The organism is Cryobacterium sp. PH31-O1, assembly GCF_030063455.1.
Lineage (GTDB): Bacteria > Actinomycetota > Actinomycetes > Actinomycetales > Microbacteriaceae > Cryobacterium.
The window spans coordinates 262,755-289,207 of record NZ_JASITB010000004.1 but is presented as its reverse complement, the minus strand read 5'-3'; the positions used below and the strand labels follow the sequence as shown (position 1 = coordinate 289,207).

The following is a 26,453-nucleotide window of genomic DNA, read 5'->3' as shown; positions in this document are numbered from 1 at the left end:
CTTCGTCTAAAAACTCGCGGCCAACGTGTCTGAATGTCGGCGGCCGTGACAATCGGGCACGATCGCTAAACTTTGGCGTCAGACACTGAACTGAACAGGACGCGAGTGCGAGGAGCGCTCCGGGCAGTTAAACGCCCAGGCTACGCAGTAGCGCAGCAACATCGGCCTGGACGCACATCCCTAATGGAGTCTCGGAATCTTTGCCGTGCTCAGTTAGGACGATGGCCGCCGGTGGGTTGCCGGCGCTCCCTCCGAAGATTCGTGCGGCTTCTACTGCCCGCAGGTCTCTCGGCTTGAGAACGAGCCTGTCGCCGTCTTCGGCAAACCTCGTGAAATCGCGAACGCGCGCGTTGTCCAACACAACACCCATGCCCGGCGCGTACTGTTCTGCGACCCATCGTGCAACAGAGTTGGTCGTGATGAGCCGCAGCTTACCGCTCACATCCCGGACGGGTGCTTGTGAGAAGTTTGTCGGCTCTCCAGCAAGCGCCAAGAATATGCTCACGTCGTCATCCTCGGAGAGCACTTGTGGGTCTCGGAGCTTGAGCACATCTTTCACCAACGGCGGGCGCTCAATGATTATGGCCTGCGCCTCCATCCACTGCACCACGTCATTACGGGGACTGGCTATTGGAACGAGCCCATCTTCGTAGGGGTTGTGTACAATCGCATTGCGAAGGCGAGAGTACTGGCGGAGTCGTTGCTTTTGCCCTTCCGCGAGCTCCTTAGAATCACGAACGAGGTTGCTGAACCCTTCTTCATTCTTAGCGAACGGCTTCGTGGAACGGTCCCGGAGAACTTGCTCTATCGCATGAAATGCATCGAGGAACCGTCGTGCGTTCGTGTCGCTCATGATGCTCCCTTGGTTCGCCGGAGGCTAAGCCGCTCTACCTGCTGGTCATAGTCGTCAACACAGTGCGGTTCAGCTTTTCTATTTTATGAGGGGGTGAGTTCGGGGAGAACCACCGCCTCGTCGATGATGCCGATGGGGTCGTTCATGGTGGCCAGTTCGAGCATTGGGCCTCGGAGGAGTAGCGGCGTTCGCCAGCCGGCTTCCCCAATCGTCGTCCTGCTCGATCAGGACCGACCCTGGTGGGCCTAGCAGGGCCGCGGCGTTCGATGTGTCGGTACAGCGTGTACCCCCAACGGAACGTCAGGGCTCAGTCGGAACGTCTGTCAGACAAGGCGTGTTTCGATATTTCTTGACACCGGCTGATGCGGCTCTCAGAAAAACCCTGACGCGATGACTTTCTCAAGCCGTCATGTTGTGATCTAAGAGTATCGGGGAAATCCCGTTTGTCCCGAAGACGAGCTTCGCGTGTCAAGGAGCCTATAATCGCCAGCATGATTCAGGGACCAGCCATGGCCATTGGTGAGTGCGTCGACATCGATAACGACGGCGTTACCGTAACCCTCACGCGAGAAGACGAGACGGAATGGTCCCTGACGCGTGACCGCGGCGGGCAGATTCAGCACTCATGCGCCATTTATTCGAGCACTGTGAGCGCACGGGTTGTGTGGCGGGTCGCGCCCATTCCCGCCCGCGACAGCGTGCAACGCTTCGATGAGTGGGACCAAGCACTCCGACATGCACTGTCACTCAGCTGAGCTCAGTGACTGGGCCAGGTGGGAATGTCTGTGAAGGGCCAGACTTATGTCAACGTGGTTTGTGAAGCCGGGTGACTACGTTCGTGTTACCGAGGACGTTGGAGATCACCAAGATCCTAATGCTCACGGAGAGCAACGGGTATACACCTTCTACGTCGCATCGACAGGCTTCTTCGACGATGTTGCACAACAAGGCCCAATGGACATCAGCTCCGATGAGGGGCTGCATTTCAGTGAAACATCACCAGAGATAAAGCTTGAAGTTCTCAAGTCTTCGCCCGTTCCGTGGGAGCAAGGGTTTCAAATCCGTGCCCTCTTGAATCAGGAATACTTTGGTTCAACTTTCGATGCTCCAGGGGAAGCTGCCTTACTGGCGGGGGAAGTAACACTGGTGCCGGGATCGCATGCGGGTCGGTGGGTCGTGGTCGAATACCGTGATTTCCTGCAGACTCTCCGTGGTGACGTTCTCGACAATGACGAGGATGCTCCCTACTACTGGCGGGATCCGGAGATTTCGCTGAACATCGTGCTGCGGGGTCGGATCTCGGCCGCGCCCACCGAATTCGTCTACGGCCTGATCGAACAGAGTTGGTCAAAATTTGCCGAACCACCGCTTGGGTTCAAGGGCGACGTTGTTGCTTACGCTGCGCGTACGGATCTCTATAAGCTCCTGACCCACGTCGATTGGGCATGCTTGCTTGGCCTTGATGATTCCAGTGACGTTGATCTGTGAAGACCCTGCAGCCCTACGTGTTAGGGGCTGGTGCGCCGATGTGTTGCGACGCCTTCAACCTCAGCGACCTGACGGTGCGAAGCTGCTCTCCAAGAAGTAGTCGCGCGTCCGTGAATTTCCAGACCACCTCAGGTTGACTCGCAAATAACGATGGAAAGGTCCATCCAACCAGCAACCTGCGAGACATAGTTGAGAGAATCACCGGTCCGCGACTCTTCGTGACGCCAGGCAGTGCCGGCGTCGCGACGACGAGATGGGCGGCAACGCTTGTCTTGCGAGACAGCGGCCTGAGATCGATTGCAAAATTGGCCTACCCGTTCAGCGCGTGCCCAGCCGTCCTCGACTGCGTAGTGCATATCGCGCCTCGTGCATGCGGGGTGAGTTCCGACCATACGATGAACGCATGTCCGAGAACGTATTACCTCCTCTGCCCGGGTCTGGTCATGGGGCAGGTGGGAACCTGTATATCAGGAGCTTGGCACCCCAGTTCGACGGTGATCAGCACCAGCTGTACGCGGACCTGTTGCTGAGAGCGCTGAACACTGACGGAACGAAGAACATCGCTCTCACCGGTGCGTATGGAACGGGTAAGAGCAGCATCCTGTCCAGTCTCAGGGACACACACCGGCGTCGCGTGGTCGAATTGTCGCTCTCGACCATTGCACCGGATGTTCCGGACACCGTTTATTCGGGTGGGGCGTTGTCTCGCACGAACCAGATCCAGAAGGAACTCGTCAAGCAGCTCCTTTACCGTCTTCCGGCCAGCAAGGTGCCGCAATCGAGATTCCGTCGAGCCAGCGTGCCGGATAAGCGCCGTGACTGGGTGATCGCCGGCATCGGAGGCGCCGCAGCGTTCGTTCTCCTGTTCGGACTCGGCCTGATCCAATCACTTGTCGAAGCGCTCCTTCCCATTCCTTGGCGGCAATGGGTCGCGTACGGGCTACTCCTGGCTTCCATGGTGGGCGCAACCTGGACCGTGCTCGTCATCGTGCGAGGTCGGCCTGTACTGAGCGCGTCCGTGCAAACTGGACCGGCGACGATCACATTGTCGAAGCAATCCGAAACCTACTTCGACGAGTACCTCGACGAAATTGTCTACTTTTTCCAAGCAAGTCGCCGCGACATCGTCCTGATCGAGGACATTGACCGATTCGAGGACGTGCAGGTCTTCGACACCCTGCGCGCACTCAACAGCCTCCTGAATGAATCGACACAGATCGGGCGGCGAATCGTCTTCGTCTACGCGATCCGGGACAGCGTGTTCGAAGAGATCGGATCCCAAGCCGAAGTCAAGCCGCCCACAGACCCTATGCCAGTGACCGACCGCGCTAAATCGACTCTGAAAAGGGCGAGCCGCACCAAGTTTTTCGACGTCATCATCCCAGTGGTGCCATTCGTCAGCGCGGATAACGCTCGAGACATCATGTCCAGTGCAATGGCGAGCGACGACTTCGAGATCAATCCAACGCTCATCCGACTCGCCGCCCGGCATGTGGCCGATATGCGCATGATCCACAACATTCGAAATGAATTCGAGGTGTACCGAAATCGGCTCATCGTCACGGAGAACCGGATCCCGGGGATCGACGACGACCTGGTGTTTGCGATTGTTCTCTATAAGAACACTCACCTTGCGGACTTTGAGAAAATCCGGCACCGGGAGAGCTCACTCGATCTGCTGTACTCCGTATGGAGAGCCCTCGTTCAGGAGAACATAGCGGCGGACACAACACGACTTATACAGCTGCGCCAGTTGCGGAGGCAGGAGTCCACGGCACAGGCGCGAGCTCGACGACTGGGCCGACAACTTGAGGAATTCGCCGGGCTTCTGCGCGCGGCAGCGCAAGCCTCCAACCCTCAGGCAACAGTGGAGCTCCAAACGCCAGCGACAGGCGCAAACATGGAGGAACCGAACGTCTGGGCGCAAATTGTTGCGGAAGGTTCGCAGACCATCAGACTGCATAACCCGGGAAGTCGATACCAAACGGCCATCGACTTGTCTTTCTCCACAGACCAGCTCAGCCAGGTTCTTCGGACGACCATCAACGATGACGATTGGGAGACTGTTGACCTGGCGAAGGTCGACGCGAATATTCGTCAGGCCCAGGACGATCTCGAGTTTCTTCGGCACCACACCTGGCAGACGCTCGCTAAGGACGCACAGCTCGCTGTCGACCCTGTTCCTTTCGCGCTAAACGACTCGACAGGTGCCCCCGTTACCAAGAGCATCTCCTTCGACAGCGTCATCGATGCGACGTTGGAATCCGACCTTGCACGGGAGATGGTCCGACATGGCTTCCTCACATCCCACTTCGCGCTCTATACGGCCAGCTACTACGGCAATCACCTCGGCCCGGACGCGATGGAGTACATCCGGCGGTGCATAGAGCCGGGCGAGCCCGACATGACGTACGAGATCGGCGAAGACGAGGTTGCACAGATCCTGAGAGAGCAGGGTGCTGCCACGAGCGACGTCGCTGATCTTTTCAACGACGCCAGCATCTTCAACGTCAGCATCCTTGACTACCTTCTCTCACACCGGCCCGAGGCAGCTTCGGCTGTTGCCTATCGACTGTCGCGCCTCGACGAACAAGAGCAGGAATTCCTGGATACTTACACCTCACACGGCGCCCACCCAAACGCGCTACTCGCAGCGATGGCACCCCACTGGAAAGGGGTTCTCCTCTACATTGCGTCCCCGCGACTCGGCACCGACTCGCGGACTGACTCGATCAACGCCGTTCTCGGCGCACTGCCACACTCACACTACGAAACCGACGACGAGGTCACATCGATCATCGAAGCGACGTACCAGCACATGGACGCGGTCACACAACCGACGTCCGACAAAGCAGCACACACCGTCCTCGGGGTCGTGAAAGCCGCCGGCGCCACACTCACCGATCTCGCACCACTCAACGCGACCGCACGCAAGACCGCCGTGGAACTGCACCTGTTCCCACTCACAGAACATAACTTGCGGATACTCATCCCTTCGGGGCCGATCGCCCTTGACACGCTCCGCAAGGACACGGCTCTCTACCAGTACGCGATCGAGCAGCTGAGCACCTTCCTCACCCTCGCAACGACACCGCCGAACTCGGTTCTGATGGTCTCCGACCCGAAGGCGTTCACAGTCATCCTCACCGATATCGTCGACAGCGCGAGCTCGACACTCGTTGACGAGGTTGTCAGAAAAACTGACGCCCGATTCCAGGTCCCCCGCCTCGACGACGTTCCCTCCGAAGTCTGGCCGTCCCTTGCAACCCAACTCAGGACAGACCCCACGTTCGAGAACGTCTCCACCTATCTTGCGGAGTACGGGCTCGACGCCTCGCTAGCCGCTTTCCTCAACAAGGCCAAGAAGATCACCACGTGGGAAACGTACCCCGCACCTGAGCGACTCGATGTAGCCCTGGCCGTTCTGAACGCGCGTTCAGAGCTTCCTTCTGTCACCGTACGAATCCGCATCGCAAGAAGCATCGCTCCTGAAACGATCCCCACAGAACGGATCCAACCTGAATCCGGCGATCTGATAGCGAAGCTGATACGCGCCCGCCTGGTGCCCGACGACGCATCCACGTTCGACGAACGCCTCATGATCGACTGGAAAACCCTTGCCGCAACCATCGAAGCATCAAGAAACTTCGCAACCTTCGCTTCCCCCAGCATCCTCACCCCGGGTCACATTCCCGCGCTGCTTCGACGGCCTTCGATCCAACTCGACGTCCGCCGAGCTGTCGTATCAGATCTTCGCTCCTATCTCGCCGAAGCTACCCGCAAACAAGCCTTCGACATCGCCAACGCGCTGATCGAAACCGGCTGGCAACTCTCCTACGAACTACTCGAAGCGCTCCGAACGTCTGGAGCGAACACTGGTCAAGTCGTCGCACTCATCCACAACCGCGGCGAGGACCTGTCCACGGACCACATGAAAACCCTCCTTCAGGCTCTCGGTAGTGAGTACTCACGGATAGCCTCCGGTGGGCGCGGCCAGCCCACCTTCACCGTCACCGACGCCCACACATACATTCTGAACCGGCTCCTCGGAGACACCATCAAAGGAATCGAAACCAAGTCCTTTAAGCTCAAGGGACTTCGGCTGGTGGCCAGTCTTCAAACTTGACCTTAGGCCGCCTACCGGCTGAACCTGAGCTGTGGTGGGAGGCCGAAGACACGCTGGCGCGGATGCCGTGCTGGTCAAAGGCGTTTGCCCTCGATTTGATCGGTTGTGTCGATGTGGGCGCCGACTTCCCCTTCGCCGTCATCGGCGAAGCTTGCGGGCGGTTGGCGGATGCGAGTTTTCGGGACGCGGGGGAGCTCATACCTCGTGGAGCTCGGCGGTGCCGATACGAATGTGTTGGCCCGCGGCAGCTCAAACAGCCCGCTGCAGAACTGCTGGCTTTGGAGGACGGACGTTCACAGCCGGGGGCGCTCTGACTGAGGGGACAGGGCGCGCAGTTGCAGTTCGTGCACCCATGACTTCTTTGCTGCGGCGACGAGTTTCTGGTCTGCCTTTGACAACCGGATGACCTTGCCCATCAAGTCGAAGGCGCCACCGATCATGGTGGGCAGGTCTTGGATGTCCACGGTAGAGGCTCGGTGGAGGATCTCGGCGGCGACCGCTGGCTCGACTCCTTCCAGCTTCATTAGGGCGAGAATCTCGCGAGCATCCTTTTGGCCCTTCTCGGAGAAGTGCCGGTCGAGGAGCGCCGCCATCTTGGTTGCGATGTGGGCCTCGAGGCGCAGGAGTGTCCATCTCTCGAACGAGAGCTCGTCGGGATATTCGGCGAGCACCTCTACTTTCAACCGCAGCTTGCCGCCGAGTTGAGATTCGTAGGGCAGGTAGATGTCGAGGTGAACGTTGTCGATCGTTGCCCGGAGCTTTCGTCCTTGGTGGTTGTTGCTGGGCGAGAGGTCGGTCATCAGCTGTTCGAGTTTGTGGCGGCTCTCCTGGGAGGTGATGAGGTCGATGTCGAGACTGATTTCGCCTCCGACTCGAACAAACGTTGCCCACCCTCCGATGAGAATGGACGGCTCGAGGTCGTGACCCAGCCGGTCGACGAGCGCGCGGATAACTCCGTGCTCGTCTTCGTAGAGGTTAGGCACTGGTGCGCTGCTCCCAATCGGCGTCGGCGAATAGTTGTGCTTTCAGCGCCCGGGTGAACTCGGCCGCCTGCCATCCCGGGCTCGCCCACAGGTCGGCGTAGGTTTGCGCGAGGCTGGCGTATCCGGAGCGCCAGGTTCGTGCCGCGACTGGATCTTCGGTGAGGATGATGACTTCATCGCCCACAGGAAAGTCAGCCTCCGAAAGTGCTCGGGTGGTGTATACGATCCGGCGGCCGAGATCGGCGACAGTGTTGCGGCCACCGAGGTAGTGGACGGCAGCTGTGCTGCCGCTCAGTGCGTAGTCGACCTCGACGTCGTCAAGTAGGTTTTGGGTAGCCAGCAGGGTTGTCGACACCATTGTGTCGGCACGCAGGTTGCGGTGGGCGGCGAAGGCTTCGAGAAGCTTTTCCGGCGAGACGACTGTGTAGCCGCGACGCGAATTGGCGCGAACAGCTCCGATGTCGAGAAGTCGTCTTAGCGCCTGATGAGTGGTGGACGGCGCTACGGCAGCTGCGTCGGCGATAGCGCCGATGCTGGCCCAGTCTCGTTGATCGTCCAGCGCGGCGTCGGCCAACGTGCGCCAGACTATCTCCACGTTTTTCATCGCACCATCATTGCATATTTCATAAAAATGCGGAAGACGGCATCCGCATTTATATGAAAGGGTGCTTTGGGTCTTGGATTTCCGATGTTGGCGGGCGCACTGCTCGAATCCCTCGGTTACTATCGTACGCGTGAGGGCAGCTGGCGATGTCGAAGACGGTTCGCCACTTTGGCCCGCAATTCGCCACATTGCGTTCGCCACTATGGGGCTCCCGGACCAGTGCCGTAATCGGCAACGGGAGTCCACAAAAGCCTGATGAGACTCCGAAACCTGAACACTGCTGATCGGTGTTGAATAGTGGCGAAAACCACGACCCTAGATCAGAAGGTTGGGGGTTCGAATCCCTTCGGGCGCACATCTTCAGCCCCGTTCGACATTGCATCGGGCGGGGCTTTTTTGGCTTCAACCCACCGGCCTGCCTGGCGCCGACGTGAAAGGCCATCGGCGCTCAAGAAGGCGCGCTCGATAGAATTGAGGCTATGCCTCATCTGCGTTTTCTCTTCGCCGATCAGCTCGGCCCTCACTTCGACGACGGTGGGCCGATCGTGCTGGTTGAGGCGGCGGGCGTACTGGGGCGACGCACCTACCACCGCGCCAAAGCCCACCTCATTCTCAGCGCACTGCGCCATCGCGCGCGGGAGCTGGGTAATCGCGTCGAGTTTCTGCAGGCCGAACATTACCGTGACGTGCTCCGAGGCCGTGACCTCGAGGTGATCAATCCCACCTCGTGGGGTGCGCGGGCACTGGTAGCCGAGCTCGGGGCATCCGTTCTGCCCAGCCGAGGGTTCGTAACGAGCGAGCACGATTTCGCCAGCTGGGCCGGCGGCCGGCCCGCGTCCCGCCTCGTGATGGAACAGTTCTACCGGCACGTGCGTACGAGCACGGGAATACTCATGCGAGGCCCGGAGCCCGAGGGTGGACGCTTCAACTTCGATCATGACAACCGGCAGCCGCCTCCGAAGAATGCGGTCGGTCTCGGCCTGCCCGATCCGTGGGCTCCCATCGAAGATGACATTGACGAGGAGGTGCGACGAGACCTCGACCGTCTCGTTGCCGAGGGGCGGGTGCACCTGATCGGAGAGGACGGCCCGCGCCGGTTCGCCGCTACCCGCGCGGAAGCGCTCGCGGCGCTCGACGATTTCATCGAGACACGGCTGCCAGACTTCGGGCCCTTCGAGGACGCATCGCTGATCGGGGACAGCACGATGGCCCACTCGCGGCTGAGCGTTCCGCTCAACCTGGGCTTGCTGCATCCGCAGGAAGTCGTCGACGCGGTCGTCGCGGCCTTTCACTTGGGCCAGGCGTCGCTGCCCAGCGCCGAAGCCGTGGTGCGCCAAGTCATGGGGTGGCGGGACTGGGTCTGGCACCTGTACTGGCACCTCGGAGAGAACTACGTCGCGCAGAGCAATTTTCTAGCTGCCCACGAGCCGCTTCCGCGGGCTTTTCGGGAGTTGAACGGTGACGCCGTCGAAGCGCGGTGCCTGAGCCACGTGCTCGATGAGGTATCCCGTACCGGATGGGTGCATCACATTCAGCGGCTCATGATTCTGGGCAACTGGTCGTTGCAGCGCGGGTACGAACCTTCGGCGCTGTCGGATTGGTTCATCAATGCCTTTGTCGACGGAACGCCGTGGGTCATGCCAGCCAATGTCGTTGGCATGTCCCAGCACGCCGACGGTGGAATCGTCGCGACGAAGCCGTACGCCTCCGGCGGCGCGTATATCTCGAAAATGACCGATTTCTGCGGGAGCTGCCGGTTCAATCCCAAGATCCGGCTGGGACCGGAGGCCTGCCCGTTCACTGCCGGGTACTGGGCGTTCCTGGATCGCGTCGAGCCGCGCATCCGCGGCAATCATCGAATGGCTCAGCCTCTCGCCGGCCTGCGGCGTCTCGTGGACCGCGACGCGGTCGTCGCGCAGGAGCGCGAGCGCACCGACTGGTAGCGAAGCGGTCCGTTACGATGCGAAGGCGGTGCTCGGCAGGTCGCGCTCGCCGGAGATGATCGCGTCCACAATGCGACGGGCGACATCCGCTGGGCTGTAGCCGGCCGGCAGTCGCGGCGCGAAACCCTGGATGGGCCGAGTGGCGAGTCCGGTTTCGGTGTGGCCCGGTCGGGCATCAACGAAGCGGATGCCGTCCCGCCGCAGTTCACGCCCGGCCGCTTTCGCAAACGCCGCGAGTGCGGCTTTGGACGCCGAGTAGGCCGCCATGTTCGCGGTCGGGCTCTCGCTGACGACACCGCTGAGCGTCAGAAAGAAAGGATCACGATGATTGCCAGAGGACTCGATCAGGGCGGGATGGGCGGCGCGGAGCAAACGAATCGGCGCCGAGGCGTTCACCGCCATCAGAATGTCGATCGTGTCGTCCGAGACCTCCGCCATCGGCCCGAACGCCACTACTCCGGCCGCGTTGACAACGCCATCGAGGCGCCCGTGCGCGTTCAGCGCGGCTGCGACGAGTTGGGCGGCCGTCTCCGGCTCAAGCAGGTCGCCAGTGACCCTCGCCGCTGGAATGCCCAGATCGGTTATGCGCTCGGGCGTGCGTCCGTGCAGGGTGAGCAGGGCTCCCTCCGCGTTGAGAATCTGTGATATTTCTCGGCCCAGCCCCCCGGTGGCGCCGACGACGAGGATAGAGGAGCCGGTGAGGGAAGTCATGCCTTCAGCGTAGGCGGGATGCTGTGTGGTTGCGCAAGATTAGGCTTTCCACCCCCAAGCTGGGATAGCATCGGCAGACGTGAGTAGAACTCACTAGTCTGTATTCGTTTTGATTCCCAAATCCGATACGTGCTTGCGTCTGAGTTTCTCACCTGGCAATGTTCGGGCGCCCGGTGAGGAAGGCATTCCTGCGAGGGACTGCCTCGGTGGGACGAGGGGTAGGGCCCTCGTTCCATCGCCCGTATCCCCGGGTTACGCGAGGGGCGTTGAATCATCTCCCGGGCAGTCAGCGCGCAGCTTGTCGCAAAGCACGGTCAGCTGTTCCAGCTCAATTTCGCTGAGGGTTTCGCCGATGCGCGTGGCAATCGAACCCATGTGGTCGACGGCCACCCGCCGAAACAGGGCGAGCCCCGCATCTGTGAGCTCGACGATGGCGCCGCGCCCGTCGGTCGGGTCGGTGTGCTTGTGCAGGTATCCGCGAGAGACGAGCCGGTCGACAAGCCGACTCACGCTCGGTTGGGTCAACAGCACGTGCTGGTTGAGTTCACGCAAGCGGATGCGCCGGTCCGGCTGCCGAGACAGGTTGAACATCACGTCGTACTCGTTGAGTGAGATTTCCTTGGAGGGAAAATTCGCCGCCAGACTGCGCATGATGGCCACCTGGGCCCGAAACAGGGATTCCCATGCGCCCACCGCGACCGTTCGATCTACCACCTGCGGCTCCTTGCCTCATGCACCACGTCGTTCTCCAAGAATAGAGACTCGGGGAGGCCGGCGGCCACCGGGCGAGCAGTGGGGCTGCATTCGCTCGAGCGGGCAACAGCAGAAACTTGGCATGAAACTCGCAGGTGATTTTCGTGACGAAAGGTGGCGCCCGTTACCTATTCGTTATATGTTTTAGGTGCGTCAACCGTTTGCTGTGGCGGACGACGTGAAATGTGATTGCAGGACACTCTTGGTGCAAGGGAAGAGGGTCAGTCGTAGCCTCTGCGACTGGCCCTCAATCACATTTAACAGCCCGTGTTTACCGGCCCGTGTTTACCGGCCCACGGTTACCGGACACACTGGCCCCGGCATGCGCGGCATCACACCTGGTCGGCATCATGCCTGCGCGTCACCACACCGTCGCGGGCGGTCTAGAACAGGTCGGGACTCGGCGTACTCGACTGGCGGATGGCGACGTCGGCGTGACGGTCGAAACGGTAGCCGACTCCGCGCACCGTGCGCACGATATCTTCGTAGCGGCCGAGCTTGGAGCGCAGGCGACGAACGTGCACGTCGATGGTTCGTTCGTTTGGGGTGTCTTCATCGTCGGCGGAGTTCCACAGTGAGGCAATGATCTCCGCGCGATCGATCGTGCGCCCCTCGCGCAGTACCAGGTATTGCAGCAGCTCGAACTCCTTGTAGGTCAGAGCGGCCGTCTCGTTGTCGAGAATGACGCGTTTACGGGAGATGTCCACGACGACGCCGCTTTGGGCACGGTCCAGTTCCTCCGGCTCGGCGCGGTGCGCAGCCAGAGCGGCCGGGTCCTGCAGGGCGAGCCGCACGACGTCGACGTCACGGCCTCCGGCACCTTCGGGCGCCAGGGCGACGGCGGCGTACGTTTCCGCTGAGGGGGCGATGTTGGCGGCGAGGGCCTTGAGCGCCTCAACGATGCGATTCAGGCTTGTGCCGGCTGCGGCCGCCTTGGCTTCGTCGATGCCGACGTAGAGCACGAAGCCGCGAGCCTCGGTGCCGGTCGGTACGGCGCGAATGCGGGGGGTGGCAACCGGCGGGGCCAGGGTTCGCGCCGGGCTGTTGAACGGGGTGGGGCGAGTGGTGTGGATATGTGCGAGAGACATGGGGGTCCTTGACTGTTCGATCGTAGGGAGCCCGACGGATGCGCGATAGCGCGATTTTCGTCCGTGGAAGCTCCGGATGGCCCGCAGGGCCGGAGGTCGAGTGCTTCAAACAAGCACGCGGGGCGTCGGCCTGACCCTTTAGAGGTGAGTCAGGCAGGGACGCGGAGGAGAGTCTCGGTTAGCGGCACATTCGGCAACAGCTGATGGCGGGGGTGCCGGCCATCATCATGGCGGCAGTCCCGGGGGCCTCGAGGGAGGTCAGGGGGCGTGCGCTAGTTGTCATAACTGTGAGTAAACCGGAATGTGACGCCGTGTGTCAATTCGATGTCGCGGTATGTCTTCGGATGACGCGCATCACGTTCGCGCGGCCACGTGCATTTAGACGATTCCACGCACAACCACGCCTTTGTGAAATTTTCCGTGCGGAAATCTACATTTGTCAAAGATTATTGATCCGAACCCGGTCTAACGTGTTTCCGGTCGCAGAACCTGCGCGCGTTTGGCCGGGTGCGTTGGGTCAGATCGTCAGACCAGCCCGTACAGACGGTCTCCGGCGTCGCCGAGACCGGGCACGATATAGCCCTGCTCGTTGAGCTTCTCGTCCACCGAGCCAAGCACGATGGTTACTTCCCGGCCGGCCAGGGCTTTTTCGACGGCGGCGAGGCCTTCCGGCGCGGCAAGGATGCAGATGGCCGTCACGTCGACCGCGCCACGGTCGAACAGAAAGTTAATGGCGGCAATGAGTGAACCGCCGGTGGCGAGCATCGGGTCGAGCACGAAGCACTGCCGATCGGACAGATCATCGGGCAGGCGCTCAGCGTAGGTCGTGGGCTGCAGCGTCTCTTCGTTGCGCGCCATGCCGAGAAATCCGACCTCGGCGGTCGGCAGCAGCTTCACCATGCCCTCGAGCATGCCGAGACCGGCGCGCAGTATCGGTACGACGAGCGGCTTCGGGTCGCTGATGCGCACACCCTGGGCGGCCGATACAGGCGTCTGCACGGTGACCGCCTCGACGCGCACGCCGCGCGTGCCCTCGTAGGCGAGCAGCGTCATGAGCTCCTCGACGAGCGATCTGAACAGCGGCGACGGCGTGTCCTTATCGCGAAGCACGGTCAGCTTGTGCGTGATGAGCGGGTGGTCGGCAACATGGACTCGCATAGGCTCAATTCTACTAGAGCACTCCCACGGTTTGAGGTGACACAGATGCGCGCACGAGATCAGCACACTGAGTGGATGCTGCTCGCCCTGGCCGAGGCGCGCGCGGCCTTGAAATCCGACGACGTCCCCGTCGGAGCCGTCATCGTCGACGCTGCAGGCGTTGTGATCGGCCGGGGCCGGAACGAACGCGAACTGCACCAAGACCCCACCCTGCACGCCGAGGTCGTCGCCATTCGGCAGGCCGCCGCGCACACCGGCGACTGGCACCTGACCGGCGCCACCTTGATCGTCACGCTTGAACCCTGCGTCATGTGCGCTGGCGCCATTCTCGCCGCGCGGCTGCCCACCGTCGTGTTCGGCGCCTGGGACGAGAAAGCCGGAGCGGCCGGATCCGTTTACGACGTGCTGCGAGACCGCCGACTCAACCACCGCGTCGAGGTATTCGCCGGGGTCAACGACACCGAGTGCGGCGAGATCCTGCGAGCGTTCTTCGACGATCCCGCCCGCCGCTGACTTCTACTCCAGTCCTTTGATCACGAAGGCGTCGGTCGGCGGGTTGGCTCGCGTCGCGTCGAAGAAGATATCGGGCTCGAGATAGATCGTGCGGGCGAGCGGTACCGCGGCGCGAATGCGGGATTCGACGGCATCGATGTCGGCGGCGACGTCGGCAAAGCGGTGCTCGCCGTCGAAAGCGAGCTTGGCACCGACCAGAATCTCATCCGGGCCGAGGTACAGCGTCTTGAGGTGAATGATGCGTTTGGTCTCCGGGCCGTCGAGAATGGCCGCTTCGATCGCGTCGAGGTCCTTCTTGCTGGCCCCCTCACCCACCAGCAGGCTCTTGGTCTCGATGCCGAGAATGATCGCGACCAAAACGAGCAGGGCGCCAATGAAGAGCGTTCCGATGGCGTCCCAGATCGGTTCATCGGTGATGACGGTCAGGCCGACGCCCACGAAAGCGAAGGCGAGGCCGGTGAGGGCCGCGACATCTTCGAGCAGCACGACCGGCAACTCAGGCGCCTTGGCGTGGCGGATGAACTGCACCCAGGTTTGCGTGCCGCGGGTGTGGTTCGACTCCCGAATGGCGGTACGGAGCGAGAATCCTTCGAGAACCATCGCGATGGCGAGCACCAGAATCGGCAACCAGGCGTTCTCCAACGGATGCGGGTGCTGCAACTTGTCGAAGCCCTCGTAGAGCGAGAACACTCCGCCGATCGAGAACAGGATGATCGACACCACGAAGGCGTAGACGTAACGTTCCCGTCCATAGCCGAACGGATGCTCCAGATCGGCCCGCTTCTTGGCCTTGCGACCGCCCAGCAGCAGGAGCAGCTGGTTGCCGGCATCCGCTACTGAGTGCACCCCTTCGGCGAGCATGGACGAGGAGCCGGAAAAGGCCCAGGCTACGAACTTGGTGACGGCGATGCCCAAATTTGCCGCGAATGCCGCGACGATTGCCTTGTTCCCACCCGATGCGCTCATGAAATCATCTTAGAACTGCCCGCAGACTCACCGAGGCAAGCCTCCGGCGCATCGTTTCGGGCACCCGGAACACAAAAAAGTAGACTGGTCTAATGACTTCTTCCCAGACTGTGACTCTGCCCACGATCGCCTTCCTCGGCGCCGGCTCCATGGCCCGTGCCATTCTGGCCGGTCTACAAAAGCCCGGCGTGACCGTGAACGGCGGCATTCGTGTCACCAATCGCACTGCGGCGAAGGCCGCTGAGCTGGCCGACGCCGCGGGTGTCACCGCCTTCGCGACCGAGGTCGACGCCGACGCCAACCTCAAGGCCGTCGACGGCGCCCAGATCGTCATCATCGCGGTTAAGCCCTACATGGTGGCTGATCTGCTCGCCGAGATTGGTGCCTCCCTCGCGCCCGGCACCCTCGTATTGAGCGTCGCGGCCGGAGTCACGATCGACACCTTCGAGTCCCTGCTGCCCGACTCTGTGCACGTCATTCGCACCATGCCCAACACCCCCGCCATCGTGGGCATGGCCGTCACCGGCATCAGCGCTGGCACCCGGTCGAGTGAGGCCGACCTTGCGCTCGCGAGCGCCCTGTTCGCCACCGTCGGCGACGTACTGGTCGTTCCCGAGAGCAAGCTCGACGCGCTCAGCACCATCTCCGGCTCCGGCCCGGCCTACGTGTTCTACCTCATCGAACAGCTCACCGAAACGGCGATCAGTAAGGGCTTCACCCCCGAAGAGGCTGCTGTCATGGTCAACGGCACCTTCCTCGGCGCGAGCGCGCTCCTCGCCGTGTCCGACAAATCACCGAACGAACTGCGCCGTCAGGTCACCAGCCCGGCCGGTACGACTGAGCGTGCCGTGTGGGAACTGGAAAAGGGCGGCCTGAAAGAGCTGTTCGATACCGCAACGGATGCCGCACTCGCGCGCGCTCGCGAACTCGCCGCCTCCTAAAGCTGGCCGCCAGCCCTGGACGCTCTACAGCCCTGCGCGCTCTACAGCCCTTCGGCGATGGCTGCCGTCGCCTGCAACCACGCGGCGCGGGTGCGCGGCGCCAGGGCATCGACGTTGAGCGGGCCGCCACCGACCAGCGACGCGTCGTAGGGAACGTCAACGACCGTGCGGGTGAGCTGGCGAAAGTGGTCGTGCAGACGCTTGGACAGCTGCTCGTCGGCGGTTTTCGACGGCGACGCGAGCACGGTCACCGCCTGGGCGACCTTATCGGCGTGGCCCTTCTGCCTCAGGCCGTCGATCAGCGATGCCGCACCATAGCCGGTGTCTTCGCGGATTGTCGACACGATCACCAGCTGGTCGGCGGTATCGACGGCCGCTTCCCAGTTGCTGGCCCGCATGTTGTTGCCGGTGTCGATGACGAGCACCCGGTAGAAGCGACTCAGTGTTGTGTGGAGTTTGCGAAAAGCATCGTCGTCGATGCTCGCGGCACCCGCCGGATCGAGGTCGGAGGCGAGCGCGTCGAACTGCGCATCGCCCTGCGAGCGCACATAGTTGTCGAGATCGCCCACCCGGGAGCGGGCATCGCCGAACCGGTCGAGGTCGCGCAGCAGATCAACGGCCGTATTGGTATGCCGAGCGGCCTGGGCGCGCACTCCGAGCGTGCCCATGGTCTCGTTGTTGTCCCAGGCGAGGGTGTAGCCACCGCGGTAGATGCCGAACGTGGCCGCGATGAGCAGGGTCGCCGTCGTTTTGTGCGCTCCCCCCTTGGGGTTGAGGACCACGATCGTGCGCGGGCCGTTCAGGCTGCGCTGCACGGCGGAGACGGCGTTGCGGTGCTTTTGTTCGCTGGAACTCGGCGTGGGCGAGATCAGACCGCCACTGAAACGGCGCAGAGCGCCCTGCCAGCCGCGCTCGGCCGGTCCGGCGGGTGCTGGGGGGCGCGAGCTGAGAAAGTCGGCAAGGTTCGGCGCAACGGGGGACGCCGCGGTCGGCGCCGCAGCCGCTGTCGGCACGGCTGCCGCTGTCGGCGCTAACAAGGATTCGAACAGGGCGCTCGCCGGGGTGTGCAAGGGTGGCTGCAAGAGGGCGGCGAACGGAGTCGGTTCCTGCCTGTCGGGCACGACAGGAAGGGGCGCGGTGCTCGCTGGCTGGGGGCGGCTGGCGATGACTGGCCCGGCCGACTCGACCCGCCCGTTGGGATGCACGGTCAGTGGCCAATCGCCCTGCTCGTCGCTGACCTGCAATAGAACGGATTGTCCGCGACTGCGAGCGGTTTCGACCACGAGACCGATGATCTCTTCGCGAACGCCGGCTTCGTCGGTGCCGGTGACGCGGCGTCTCGCGCCGTCAATGGTCACCTCGCCCGTCGTGTCGGTGTGAACTGCGGCGACGATGTCGGCCGTCGTGTTGGTGAGAGCGGGCACGTCGGGTGACATGGGAGAGCCTTTCCGTTCACGCACACCTCGTCAGCGCGCAGGCACGGGTGAGCTGCGGTGAGAAATGTCCGTAGTAGGAGAATAGCCGGTCGAATTCCCCAAATAGGGGGGAACCCTACGAACCGAGAGCTGCGAACCGTTCGATATCCGCCTCGGCGCCCGACACGATGATGAGGTCGTGGTTGGAGACGACGGTCTCCGCTGTCGCGTAGGTGAAGGGCTTTCCGGGGCTCTTGACGCCGACGACGGTCACGTTGTACTTGCGACGCACCGCGGAGTCGACGAGGTTGAGCCCGCGAATCGGCTTCGGCGGGTACATTTTTACGAGGGCAAAATCGTCGTCGAACTCGATGAAGTCCAGCATGCGTCCCGACACGAGGTGAGCCACTCGTTCGCCGGCCTCAGCCTCAGGGTAGATGACGTGGTTGGCACCAATGCGCTCGAGAATCTTGCCGTGCGACTTGGAGATAGCCTTGGCCCAGATTTGCTGAATTTTTAGGTCAACAAGGTTGGCGACGATCAATACGCTGGCCTCTACCGACGATCCGACGGCACAGACGGCAACCGAGAAATCCTGGGCACCGATCTGCTGCAGGGCCTCAATCGAGCGGCCATCCGCTTGCACGGCGTGGGTTACGCGCTCCGACCACTTCGAGACCAGGGCCTCGCTCGTGTCCACGACGAGTACTTCTCGGTTCAGTCGGTCGAGCTGGCCTGCAGTCGCTGCGCCGAATCGTCCGAGCCCGATAATGAGCACGGGGGCGTCGTGTTTGATGCGATCAACCAACGATGGGTCTCTCTTCCGGACGTTTAAAAAGTTGTCTGCTGTGGCTGGCGGCCAGTGCTGCCGCGAGAGTCACTGTACCAACCCGGCCCATGAACATCGTCGCTGCCATTACGTAGACGCCTTCAGGCGGCAAATCGGCGGTGAGCCCCGTCGACAGGCCACAGGTGGCAAACGCACTGATCACGTCGAACAGCACAACGTCGAACGGCTCTTTCGAGATATGCAGAATGAGGATGCTGGCTACGGCCACGGTGGTCGCACCCCACAGCACAACGCTCACCGCCAGACGCAGAATATCGCTGGGAATTCTCTTGCCGAAGGCTTCCATCTCCTGCTTGCCCCGGGCTTCGGCAAAAGCGGCCAGAAAGAGGATGGCCAGGGTGGTGACCTTGATGCCTCCCGCAGTCGACGCCGACCCGCCGCCAATAAACATGAGCATGTCGCTGAGCAACAGGCTGGACCCGTGCAAGTCACTGATATCGATCGTCGCGAAACCGCCCGAACGCGTCATCACGGACATAAATAACGACTGAAAGATCGTGTTGCCGGCGTTCAGCGACCCGAAGGTCTTGGGATTATCGAACTCGAGAATGATGTAGAAGACCATGCCGAGGATCATCAGGGCAACGGTCGTAACGAGGGTGAGCTTGACATGCACCGACCAGCGGCGCGGCTTACGCCAGCCGCGAGCGAAGGCGTAGATCACCGGAAAGCCGAGGCTGCCCAGAAACACACCGATCATGAGTGCGCCGAGAAACCAGTAGTCGTCGGCGAACGGGTCGAGGCCGCCGGGGTTGGGATTGAAACCGGTGTTGGTGAAGGCCATCGCTGCGTAGTAGAAACTGTGCCAGAGCGCTTCCATCAGGGACACCCCGGCCTGCAGCATCCGGGGGAATAGCAGGGCTGCCACGCCGACTTCGATGACGAGTGCGCTGATCGCGACGGTGAGCAGCAGGCTTCCCACCTCGCCGAGCCGCACGGTTTGACCCTCGTTGACCGGTCCGGCGTGAATGCGCGACGGGTTGGAATCGCTCGCCGCCATCAGCTTGGCGCGGAGCCCGAGCCGGCGCGCGATGACGAGCCCCATCAGCGAGGCGAGCGTCAGCACACCGATGCCACCAATATTGACGCCGACGAACACCAGGATATTGCCAAACGGCGACCAGTGGGTGGCCATGTCGACCGTGGTCAGGCCGGTGACGCAGATGACAGAGACGGCAGTGAACACGGCATCGTGCAGCGGCGTGATCGTGCGATCCGCCGAGGCGATCGGCAGGGAGAACAACACGGTGAATACCATGATGAGTGCAGAGAACACCAGGATCGCGAACCGCGATGGGGACTTGTGGGCGAGCGAATCCACGCCATCCCGAACCCGCACCAAAATGGATACCGGGCGCGGAAAGAATGGCTCGGTTCCACTTCGAGACAACACCTGGAACCCCCGATTGACCTGCGACCACTGCCAGTTTGACATGGTACTACCCGGCGGTGGTCATTAACCAGAAGAAATGACTACCCTGATGTTATGGCAGACATCTTCACCGTGGTGGCGGACTCGGCGCGACGGGACATCTTGCGCATCCTTTTAGAGCGATACATACCCTCCGGTGAAATTCGCGGCGAACTCAGCGTGTCCGATATCGTCGGCCATCTCGGGCTGAGCCAGCCCACCGTCTCGAAGCACCTTAAGGTGCTTCGCGAAGCCGGTCTGGTCACCGTGCGCGAAGATGGCCAGCACCGCTTCTACCGCCTGGAGTATGCGCCGCTCGAAGAGATTGAGGACTGGTTGATTCCCTTCCTCAGCGTCGACTTCGACCAGGCCGTCAAGGGCGCCGAGCTGGACACCGACGCCGGTCTCAAAGACGAGCAGCGTGCGTTCGCCGCGGCCATCGGCAAGGCGTTCGCCGAAGCCTCACAAATGTCGCATGTCGTCAAGGGAGCTACCGCGAAAAAGTGGCGAAGAAACGGCTAGATCAAGCCCGATCCGCCGGCTGAGTAGTTGGAGCCGATTTTGTCCGGTAGAATGGTGTTTTCGTGTCAGTCGCGGGCCCCGCGACTAAACCAATACTTGTGAGGTCCGTGTGGGTTCTGTAATTAAGAAGCGACGCAAGCGTATGGCGAAGAAGAAGCACCGCAAGCTGCTTCGTAAGACTCGCCACCAGCGTCGTAATAAGAAGTAGATCGACTGCGTAGTTATTCAGCTGCTCGTTGAGCAAAGCGCTAGCCCTTCGGGACTGGCGCTTTTTGCTTTTTGGCGGGCGGGCACTCGCGCCGAACGCCGTAGGCTGGAACAATGGCCACCGCACACCTGACCCTGATCGGCAAGCCCGGTTGTCACCTCTGCGACGACGCGCGTGATCTGGTCAGCAGCGTCGTCGCCAAGCTCGCTGACGCCGCCGCCGCCCCCACGATCACCTTCGAGGAACGCTCGATTCTCGATGACGCCGAACTGCACGAGCTGTACCTCGAGGACATTCCGGTGCTCCTCATCAACGGCAAAGTGCACAACTACTGGCGCATCGATCCGGTGCGCCTGCGCACCGCCCTACTGGAGGTCTCATGACCATTCGCCACATCGTCTGCTGGAAGCTCACCGCCCTCACGCCCCGCAAGAAGGCTGAAGACGCCGCGGGCATTGTGGCCGGTCTCGAGGCCCTCGTGGGCGTCGTTCCCGAGATTCGAGCATTGACCGTGGGACCGGATGTCGCTGGTGATGAAAACTGGGACGTTGCGCTGATCGCCGACTTCGACGACCTTGAGGCGCTCGAGCGCTACCAAAAGCACCCAGAGCACAAAAAGGCCGGCGCCTTCATCCGCACCGTCGTCGCAGACCGTCTCGCGGTCGACCTCGAGGTCTAGCTCGCTCGCCCCGCTATTTGGCGGGTCGCCGGCATCCGCTGGCGACGCTTATGCCGGAATGTCTGGGTCACGCCAGACGCCGCCGCCCGCGTGTCGCAACATTTACCGGTTCTGCGTACCCCGCGAGGGGCCGAATGCTACGGCTCGAGGCGCGTCGGGCCGCGGAACAGGTAGGTGACCTCGCGAATCGAGGCCTGGTGCAGCATAAGCATCAATACCCGCGCCAGGCCCATGCCGAAACCGCCGTGCGAGGGAACGCCGTAACGGAAGAAGTCGAGGTAGCCCTCGATCTCCTTCGGGTCGAGACCCTTCTCAATCGCCTGCGCCTCGAGCACCTCGATGCGGTGTTCGCGCTGGGCGCCGGTGGAGATCTCGGTGCCGTTGAAGATGAGGTCGTAGCTTTTGGTGATCGACGCGTCGCCCTCGTGGCGCATGTGATAGAACGGACGGATGCTCGAGGCGTAGTCGGTGAGGAAGACGAATTCGTGCCCGTACTTCTCGGCCACGTAGGCGGCGATCTGGCGCTCGCCCTCCGGGTCCATGTCGTCGTCGTCGCGGGGAACCTCGTAGCCGCGGCTCTTGACGATCTCCTTGGCCTCGGCGAGCGGGATGCGCGGGAACGGCGTGCTCGGAACGGTCACCTCGACGTCAAACAGGGCCTTGACCTCGTCGCCGTGCTTGGCCTTGACGGCCGAGAATCCGGCGACCATAAGGTCCTCGTGTAGCTGCATGACGTCGTCGTGGCTGTCGATCCAGCTGATCTCGGAGTCAACACTGGTGAACTCGGTGGCGTGGCGGCTCGTGAACGAGGGGTCAGCGCGGAACGCCGGCCCGACCTCGAAGATCTTGCCGAAGCCGGCCGACTGGGCCATCTGCTTGAAGAACTGCGGGCTCTGCGCCAGGTACGCCTTGGTATCGAAGTAGCCGACCTCGAACAACTCAGCGCGAGACTCGCTCGCACTCGCCATGAGCTTGGGGGTGTGCAGCTCGATGAAGTCGTGCTCGATCCAGTAGGTGCGCAGCGCGTGCTCGAACGTGGTCTGGATGCGAAAGATGAGGTTCTGCTTGGGGTTGCGCAGGTCGAGAAAGCGCCAGTCCATGCGCTTATCGAGGCTCGAATCCGCCGCGATCGGCGTCTCCGGAATGGCAGCGGATACCACGGTGAGGGTGGCCAGCTTAATCTCGATGCCGCCGAGCTTCACGCGTTCGTCGTGCTTGAGCTGCCCGGTGACGGTCACGAAGGTGCCCTGGGCGAGACCGGAGATGCTCGTGGCCGGCTCGTCGGCGACGACGACGCCGTCGGCATCCGTGGTGCGGGGATTGACCAGCTGCACCGCGCCGGATTCGTCACGAAGCACGACGAATTGCACCTTTTTCTGGTCGCGCACCGTGTCGACCCAACCCGACACCGAAACGGTGCCGTCATCGAGAGCGGACAGGTTCTTGATCAATACGCGCGAAGTCACTGTACGAGTTTAGCCGAGCCGTCGCGGGCACCTCTCACGGCGGTTTCTAGGCTGGCCCCTCCGTAGACTGGTCGGGTGGTAGCTAGTCAAGTGCATCTCGTGCGTCACGGTGAGGTCTTCAACCCCGAACGCGTGCTCTACGGACGGCTGCCGAACTACCGGCTCTCCGACCGAGGCGTGCTCATGGCGGCCACCGCCGCGGAGGAACTTGTCGAACGCGGCCGCGCCGTCGCGCGCGTCATCGCCTCGCCGCTGCAGCGCGCGCAGGAATCGGCCGCGCCGATCGCCGCCGCCTTCGCGCTCCCGATCGACACCGACGAACGCATCATTGAACCAACGAACGCGTTCGAGGGCAAGCGGATGCGCGGCCCTGACGGCGCGCTGCGCGACGCACGCAACTGGCCGGCCCTGATCAACCCGCTCCGGCCGAGCTGGGGTGAACCGTTCCGCTCCGTCTCCACGCGCATGCTCGCGGCCATCGACGACGCCTGGAACTCGGTCGACGAGGGTGACGTTGTGCTGGTCAGTCACCAGTTGCCGATCTGGATGGTGCACCGAGCGCTGGCCCACGAACGCCTGGCACACGATCCACGCAAACGCCGCTGCGACCTGTCGAGTATCACTACCGTCTCCTGGCACGGCGACCACTTCGCCGAAACCGCCTATGCCAGTCCGGCACTGGCTCTTCTCGACCCGAGCAATGATGTGGGTGCCGTATGAACCGCCGTCTCACTCCACTGATTGCCTTGGCTGCCGCTGTTTTTCTGCTCGCCGGTTGTTCCTCCGACCCGCTCGCCGATCAGTACCGGGAAGGGTCAAGCAAGGGTTTCATCGCCGGCGACGGCAGCGTCACCGAGATCGCCCTCGGCGACCGTGGCGAGCCCATCGAGTTCTCCGGCGTGACGGAGACGGGCGATACGGTCACCAGCGCCGACAAGCTCGGTGAGGTTCTCGTCGTCAACTTCTGGTACGCGAGCTGCGCGCCGTGCCGCGCCGAGGCATCCGATCTGCAGAGCATCAACGCGCAGTTCGAAAACGAGGGCGCCAGTTTTCTTGGCGTGAACGTGCGTGACCAGGCCCCGAACGCTATCGCCTTCAACGAGACCTACGGCGTGACCTACCCCTCGATTCTCGACGTGGATGCCGGTGCCATGCAGCTCGCTTTCAGTGGCAGCATTCCGCCGAACGCGGTGCCCACCACCCTCGTGCTCGACGCCGAAGGCCGGGTCGCGGCGCGCATTCTCGGCCAGCTCACTTCGCCGTCCATTCTGGAAACCCTGATTCGGGACACGATCGCGGAGAGTGGCACGACCGAGTGAGCAATCCCTTCGGTGAGATCGTCTTCAGCGGCCAGCTGCTCTTCGCAATCCCCATCGCTTTGCTGGCTGGTCTGGTATCTTTCGCCTCCCCGTGCATCTTGCCGCTCGTGCCCGGCTACCTCGCCTACATCGGCGGCTTCACCGACGGACGCACCGGCGCTTCCAAGCGCGACCGGCGCGGCCGCACCCGGCTCCTCGCCGGGGTCGGCCTGTTTGTGCTCGGCTTCACCGTGGTGTTCGTGCTCACCGGCGTGGTGTTCGGTGCTGCCGGATTCTGGCTTAACTCCTACCGCGACCTGATCACGCGGCTCGCCGGCATCGTGGTCATTCTGCTTGGTCTGGTCTTCATCGGCCAGTTCGGCGCGATGCAGCGCACGATCAAGACCAACTGGCGCCCCAGGATGGGCCTGGCCGGCGCTCCCGTGCTCGGCGCGGTGTTCGCGGTGGGCTGGACGCCCTGCACCGGCCCCACTCTCACCGCCATCAACTCCCTCAGCCTCGGTACCGGCTCGCCCTGGCAGGGCGGACTGCTCGCGTTGTTTTACTCCCTCGGCCTCGGAATCCCGTTCCTGCTGATCGCCCTCGGCCTCAACTGGGCCACCGGATCCGTTGCATTCCTCAAACGGCATATACGTGCCATCAACCTGTTCGGCGGCGTTTTACTCGTCGTCATTGGAGCACTCATGGTGAGCGGCATCTGGAACACCTGGCTCCTCGACCTGCAAGGGGTGATTGGCAGCTTTGTCCCGGCCATCTGACCACATCGATTCCCGCCCGCAAACGTCGCAGGCCGGCATCGTGCAGCCCAAACTCGGTGTCACGGGCTGGCTGCGCTGGTTCTGGCGTCAGCTCACGAGCATGCGCACCGCCCTGTTCCTGCTGCTGATGCTCGCCATCGCCGCCATTCCCGGATCGCTCGTGCCGCAACGCACGTCAGACCCCAACGGTGTCACCCAATACTTCGTCGACCATCCCGACCTGGCACCCGTGCTCGACAGGGTGCAGGCCTTCGACGTCTACAGCTCGGCCTGGTTCTCGGCGATCTACCTGCTGCTGTTCATCTCCCTCATCGGCTGTGTCATTCCGCGCACCAAACACCACTTTCAGGCCCTGCGCGCCAAACCGCCGACCACCCCGGCGCGCCTCGCCCGCCTATCCGGTTTCACCACCAGGGACGCACCAGCCCAAACGGATGCCGCCACCGCCATCACGCACGCCCGTACCGTGCTCAAATCCAGCGGCTACCGCGTCGCCCGCTTTGACTCAGCGGGGGAATCATCCGTTTCGGCGGAGCGCGGCTACCTGCGGGAAACGGGCAACCTGCTCTTTCACGCTGCTCTCGTGGGTGTTCTGATCACCGTCGGCTTCGGCGGCGGTTACGGCTTCGGCGGCCAGCGCGTGCTCGTTGAGGGGCAGACCTTCGTGAACACCCTGCTCGCCTACGACTCCTTCAATCCGGGACGATTCTTCGACGACACCACCCTCGACCCGTACACGCTGAGCCTGGACGATTTTGCGGTCTCCTACGAACAGCAGAACCTGCAGGCCTACGGGCAGCCGATCGACTTCACGGCCGACGTGACCGTCACCCCCAAGGGTGATGCCGCCGAGCCCGGCGTCGTCAAGGTGAACGGCCCGCTGCGCACGAACGGCACGAACATCTACCTGCTCGGCAACGGCTATGCGCCGACCATCACCGTCACGGCCCCCGACGGTACCGTCGTGTTCTCCGACTCGGTGCCGTTCCTGCCGCAGGACGCGAACCTCACGTCACTGGGCATCGTGAAAGTACCCGACGGCCTGTCCGAACAGCTCGGCATGATCGGCTTCTTCTACCCGACCCAGGACAAAATGGCCTCCGGCGCCAATTTCTCGAGCTATCCCGATCTGGAATACCCCCTGCTCACCCTCAACGTCTACACGGGTGATCTCGGGCTCGATGACGGCGTGCCGACCTCCGTGTACGCCCTCACCACCGACACCCTGAAGCAGCAGACCGGCGGCGCGACCGGCGTCGACTCGATCGAGCTCAAGCCGGGCTCCTCGGCCGAGCTGCCGAACGGCCTCGGCACCGTCAGCTTTGTCGACAACGACCCGGCCGCCTCAGCCGCCGGAGATTTCTCCCAGTCGGTTCCGCGCTTTGCGAGCTTCGACATCCACCACGACCCCACACAGGTCTGGCTGATTTCCTTCTCCGCGCTCGTTCTGTTCGGCCTGTTCACCGGGCTGCTCGTGCCGCGTCGCCGGGTCTGGGTGAAAGCCACCACTCGCGGGGACGGCAGCGTTCACCTTGAATACGCCGGCCTGGCCCGCGGTGACGATCCGGCTCTCGAAGCGGCGGTCACGGCGATGGCCGACCGTCACCTCAAACTGTTGAACACCCACCAACCCGTCGTCGCCACCCCCGAACCGACTTAGGCTTACATCGTGAATCTGACTGACCCCGCACTGCTCAA

General features: G+C 62.5%; 26 protein-coding genes and 1 pseudogene. 14 read left to right on the top strand and 13 right to left on the bottom strand.

Translation table 11 applies throughout. The features are described 5' to 3' along the window. Positions 1-127: 127 nt before the first annotated feature. The gene (locus tag QMK31_RS10635) at positions 128-853 is read right to left on the bottom strand and encodes a CBS domain-containing protein (protein ID WP_283500911.1); all 726 of its coding nucleotides are present in this window, start codon (positions 851-853) and stop codon (positions 128-130) included. A gap of 83 nt (positions 854-936) precedes the next feature. Next, positions 937-1,117 (bottom strand): annotated as a pseudogene (locus QMK31_RS17385) (IS256 family transposase); the annotation flags it as partial. A 227-nt stretch (positions 1,118-1,344) separates the two neighbouring features. Here QMK31_RS17385 and QMK31_RS10630 point away from each other — a divergent pair. The 3 genes from QMK31_RS10630 to QMK31_RS10620 all read left to right on the top strand — a co-directional run bounded on the left by QMK31_RS10630 (position 1,345) and on the right by QMK31_RS10620 (position 6,467). Further along, positions 1,345-1,608 carry a hypothetical protein gene (locus QMK31_RS10630; RefSeq protein WP_283500910.1) on the top strand — a complete coding sequence of 88 codons (264 nt, stop codon included), beginning with the start codon at positions 1,345-1,347 and terminating at the stop codon, positions 1,606-1,608. 46 nt (positions 1,609-1,654) lie between these two features. Continuing rightward, positions 1,655-2,341, top strand: a complete 687-nt coding sequence (locus tag QMK31_RS10625; RefSeq protein ID WP_283500909.1) for a hypothetical protein — start codon at positions 1,655-1,657, stop codon at positions 2,339-2,341. 403 nt (positions 2,342-2,744) lie between these two features. Continuing rightward, positions 2,745-6,467, top strand: coding sequence for a YobI family P-loop NTPase (locus QMK31_RS10620; RefSeq protein ID WP_283500908.1), 3,723 nt, complete (start codon positions 2,745-2,747; stop codon positions 6,465-6,467). A gap of 293 nt (positions 6,468-6,760) precedes the next feature. On the opposite strand, the gene QMK31_RS10615 is transcribed toward QMK31_RS10620, so the two are convergent. After that, positions 6,761-7,450 carry a hypothetical protein gene (locus tag QMK31_RS10615; protein ID WP_283500907.1) on the bottom strand — a complete coding sequence of 230 codons (690 nt, stop codon included), beginning with the start codon at positions 7,448-7,450 and terminating at the stop codon, positions 6,761-6,763. Continuing rightward, positions 7,443-8,054, bottom strand: a complete 612-nt coding sequence (locus QMK31_RS10610; protein ID WP_283500906.1) for a hypothetical protein — start codon at positions 8,052-8,054, stop codon at positions 7,443-7,445. Before QMK31_RS10610 ends, QMK31_RS10615 begins: the two co-directional genes overlap by 8 nt. 479 nt (positions 8,055-8,533) lie before the next feature. On the opposite strand from QMK31_RS10610, the gene QMK31_RS10605 reads away from it, so the two are divergent. After that, complete coding sequence (locus tag QMK31_RS10605; protein WP_283500905.1) at positions 8,534-9,997, top strand: cryptochrome/photolyase family protein; 1,464 nt, start codon at positions 8,534-8,536, stop codon at positions 9,995-9,997. Between the two features lie 12 nt (positions 9,998-10,009). On the opposite strand, the gene QMK31_RS10600 is transcribed toward QMK31_RS10605, so the two are convergent. The 4 genes from QMK31_RS10600 to upp form a co-directional block, all read right to left on the bottom strand. Continuing rightward, on the bottom strand, positions 10,010-10,708 hold the full coding sequence (locus QMK31_RS10600) for an SDR family NAD(P)-dependent oxidoreductase (RefSeq protein ID WP_283500904.1): 699 nt from the start codon (positions 10,706-10,708) through the stop codon (positions 10,010-10,012). A 252-nt stretch (positions 10,709-10,960) separates the two neighbouring features. Further along, the gene (locus QMK31_RS10595; protein ID WP_502852947.1) at positions 10,961-11,422 is read right to left on the bottom strand and encodes a MarR family winged helix-turn-helix transcriptional regulator; all 462 of its coding nucleotides are present in this window, start codon (positions 11,420-11,422) and stop codon (positions 10,961-10,963) included. A gap of 422 nt (positions 11,423-11,844) precedes the next feature. Next, a complete protein-coding gene (locus QMK31_RS10590; RefSeq protein WP_283500903.1) occupies positions 11,845-12,549 on the bottom strand; it encodes a winged helix-turn-helix domain-containing protein in 705 nt (234 codons plus the stop codon). Positions 12,550-13,074: 525 nt separating this feature from the next. Next, positions 13,075-13,707 carry a uracil phosphoribosyltransferase gene (upp, locus tag QMK31_RS10585; RefSeq protein ID WP_283500902.1) on the bottom strand — a complete coding sequence of 211 codons (633 nt, stop codon included), beginning with the start codon at positions 13,705-13,707 and terminating at the stop codon, positions 13,075-13,077. Positions 13,708-13,752: 45 nt separating this feature from the next. On the opposite strand from upp, the gene tadA reads away from it, so the two are divergent. Then, entirely contained in the window at positions 13,753-14,220 is a 468-nt protein-coding gene (gene tadA, locus QMK31_RS10580) for a tRNA adenosine(34) deaminase TadA (RefSeq protein WP_283500901.1), read from the top strand. Positions 14,221-14,223: 3 nt separating this feature from the next. On the opposite strand, the gene QMK31_RS10575 is transcribed toward tadA, so the two are convergent. Then, entirely contained in the window at positions 14,224-15,186 is a 963-nt protein-coding gene (locus tag QMK31_RS10575) for a cation diffusion facilitator family transporter (RefSeq protein ID WP_283500900.1), read from the bottom strand. Positions 15,187-15,278: 92 nt separating this feature from the next. On the opposite strand from QMK31_RS10575, the gene proC reads away from it, so the two are divergent. Then, positions 15,279-16,127 carry a pyrroline-5-carboxylate reductase gene (proC, locus tag QMK31_RS10570; protein ID WP_283500899.1) on the top strand — a complete coding sequence of 283 codons (849 nt, stop codon included), beginning with the start codon at positions 15,279-15,281 and terminating at the stop codon, positions 16,125-16,127. 41 nt (positions 16,128-16,168) lie between these two features. Here the strand turns inward: proC and QMK31_RS10565 are convergent, their stop codons facing one another. From QMK31_RS10565 to QMK31_RS10555, 3 genes are all read right to left on the bottom strand, one after another. Further along, positions 16,169-17,563: a MinD/ParA family ATP-binding protein gene (locus QMK31_RS10565; protein WP_283500898.1), complete on the bottom strand. Its 1,395-nt coding sequence runs from the start codon at positions 17,561-17,563 to the stop codon at positions 16,169-16,171. Between the two features lie 115 nt (positions 17,564-17,678). Then, the gene (locus QMK31_RS10560; protein ID WP_283500897.1) at positions 17,679-18,350 is read right to left on the bottom strand and encodes a potassium channel family protein; all 672 of its coding nucleotides are present in this window, start codon (positions 18,348-18,350) and stop codon (positions 17,679-17,681) included. Beyond that, positions 18,343-19,827 (bottom strand): TrkH family potassium uptake protein, encoded by a 1,485-nt coding sequence (locus tag QMK31_RS10555; protein WP_283500896.1) that lies wholly within the window; start codon positions 19,825-19,827, stop codon positions 18,343-18,345. Before QMK31_RS10555 ends, QMK31_RS10560 begins: the two co-directional genes overlap by 8 nt. 51 nt (positions 19,828-19,878) lie before the next feature. On the opposite strand from QMK31_RS10555, the gene QMK31_RS10550 reads away from it, so the two are divergent. From QMK31_RS10550 to QMK31_RS10535, 4 genes are all read left to right on the top strand, one after another. After that, on the top strand, positions 19,879-20,325 hold the full coding sequence (locus tag QMK31_RS10550) for an ArsR/SmtB family transcription factor (RefSeq protein ID WP_283500895.1): 447 nt from the start codon (positions 19,879-19,881) through the stop codon (positions 20,323-20,325). A gap of 109 nt (positions 20,326-20,434) precedes the next feature. Continuing rightward, complete coding sequence (locus QMK31_RS10545; RefSeq protein WP_003792170.1) at positions 20,435-20,533, top strand: 30S ribosomal protein bS22; 99 nt, start codon at positions 20,435-20,437, stop codon at positions 20,531-20,533. Positions 20,534-20,646: 113 nt separating this feature from the next. Then, positions 20,647-20,916: a glutaredoxin family protein gene (locus QMK31_RS10540; protein WP_283500894.1), complete on the top strand. Its 270-nt coding sequence runs from the start codon at positions 20,647-20,649 to the stop codon at positions 20,914-20,916. Then, positions 20,913-21,212 carry a Dabb family protein gene (locus QMK31_RS10535; RefSeq protein ID WP_283500893.1) on the top strand — a complete coding sequence of 100 codons (300 nt, stop codon included), beginning with the start codon at positions 20,913-20,915 and terminating at the stop codon, positions 21,210-21,212. Before QMK31_RS10540 ends, QMK31_RS10535 begins: the two co-directional genes overlap by 4 nt. Positions 21,213-21,349: 137 nt before the next feature. On the opposite strand, the gene aspS is transcribed toward QMK31_RS10535, so the two are convergent. After that, positions 21,350-22,663, bottom strand: a complete 1,314-nt coding sequence (aspS, locus tag QMK31_RS10530; protein WP_502852999.1) for an aspartate--tRNA(Asn) ligase — start codon at positions 22,661-22,663, stop codon at positions 21,350-21,352. A gap of 90 nt (positions 22,664-22,753) precedes the next feature. On the opposite strand from aspS, the gene QMK31_RS10525 reads away from it, so the two are divergent. The 4 genes from QMK31_RS10525 to resB are packed head-to-tail and all read left to right on the top strand — an operon-like array spanning position 22,754 to position 26,415. Next, positions 22,754-23,398, top strand: a complete 645-nt coding sequence (locus QMK31_RS10525; protein WP_283500891.1) for a histidine phosphatase family protein — start codon at positions 22,754-22,756, stop codon at positions 23,396-23,398. 26 nt (positions 23,399-23,424) lie between these two features. Then, positions 23,425-23,997 carry a TlpA family protein disulfide reductase gene (locus QMK31_RS10520; protein WP_283500890.1) on the top strand — a complete coding sequence of 191 codons (573 nt, stop codon included), beginning with the start codon at positions 23,425-23,427 and terminating at the stop codon, positions 23,995-23,997. After that, entirely contained in the window at positions 23,994-24,755 is a 762-nt protein-coding gene (locus QMK31_RS10515) for a cytochrome c biogenesis CcdA family protein (RefSeq protein ID WP_283500889.1), read from the top strand. The genes QMK31_RS10520 and QMK31_RS10515 overlap by 4 nt, the downstream gene beginning before the upstream one ends. Further along, the gene (resB, locus tag QMK31_RS10510; protein ID WP_283500888.1) at positions 24,739-26,415 is read left to right on the top strand and encodes a cytochrome c biogenesis protein ResB; all 1,677 of its coding nucleotides are present in this window, start codon (positions 24,739-24,741) and stop codon (positions 26,413-26,415) included. Before QMK31_RS10515 ends, resB begins: the two co-directional genes overlap by 17 nt. Positions 26,416-26,453: the final 38 nt, after the last annotated feature.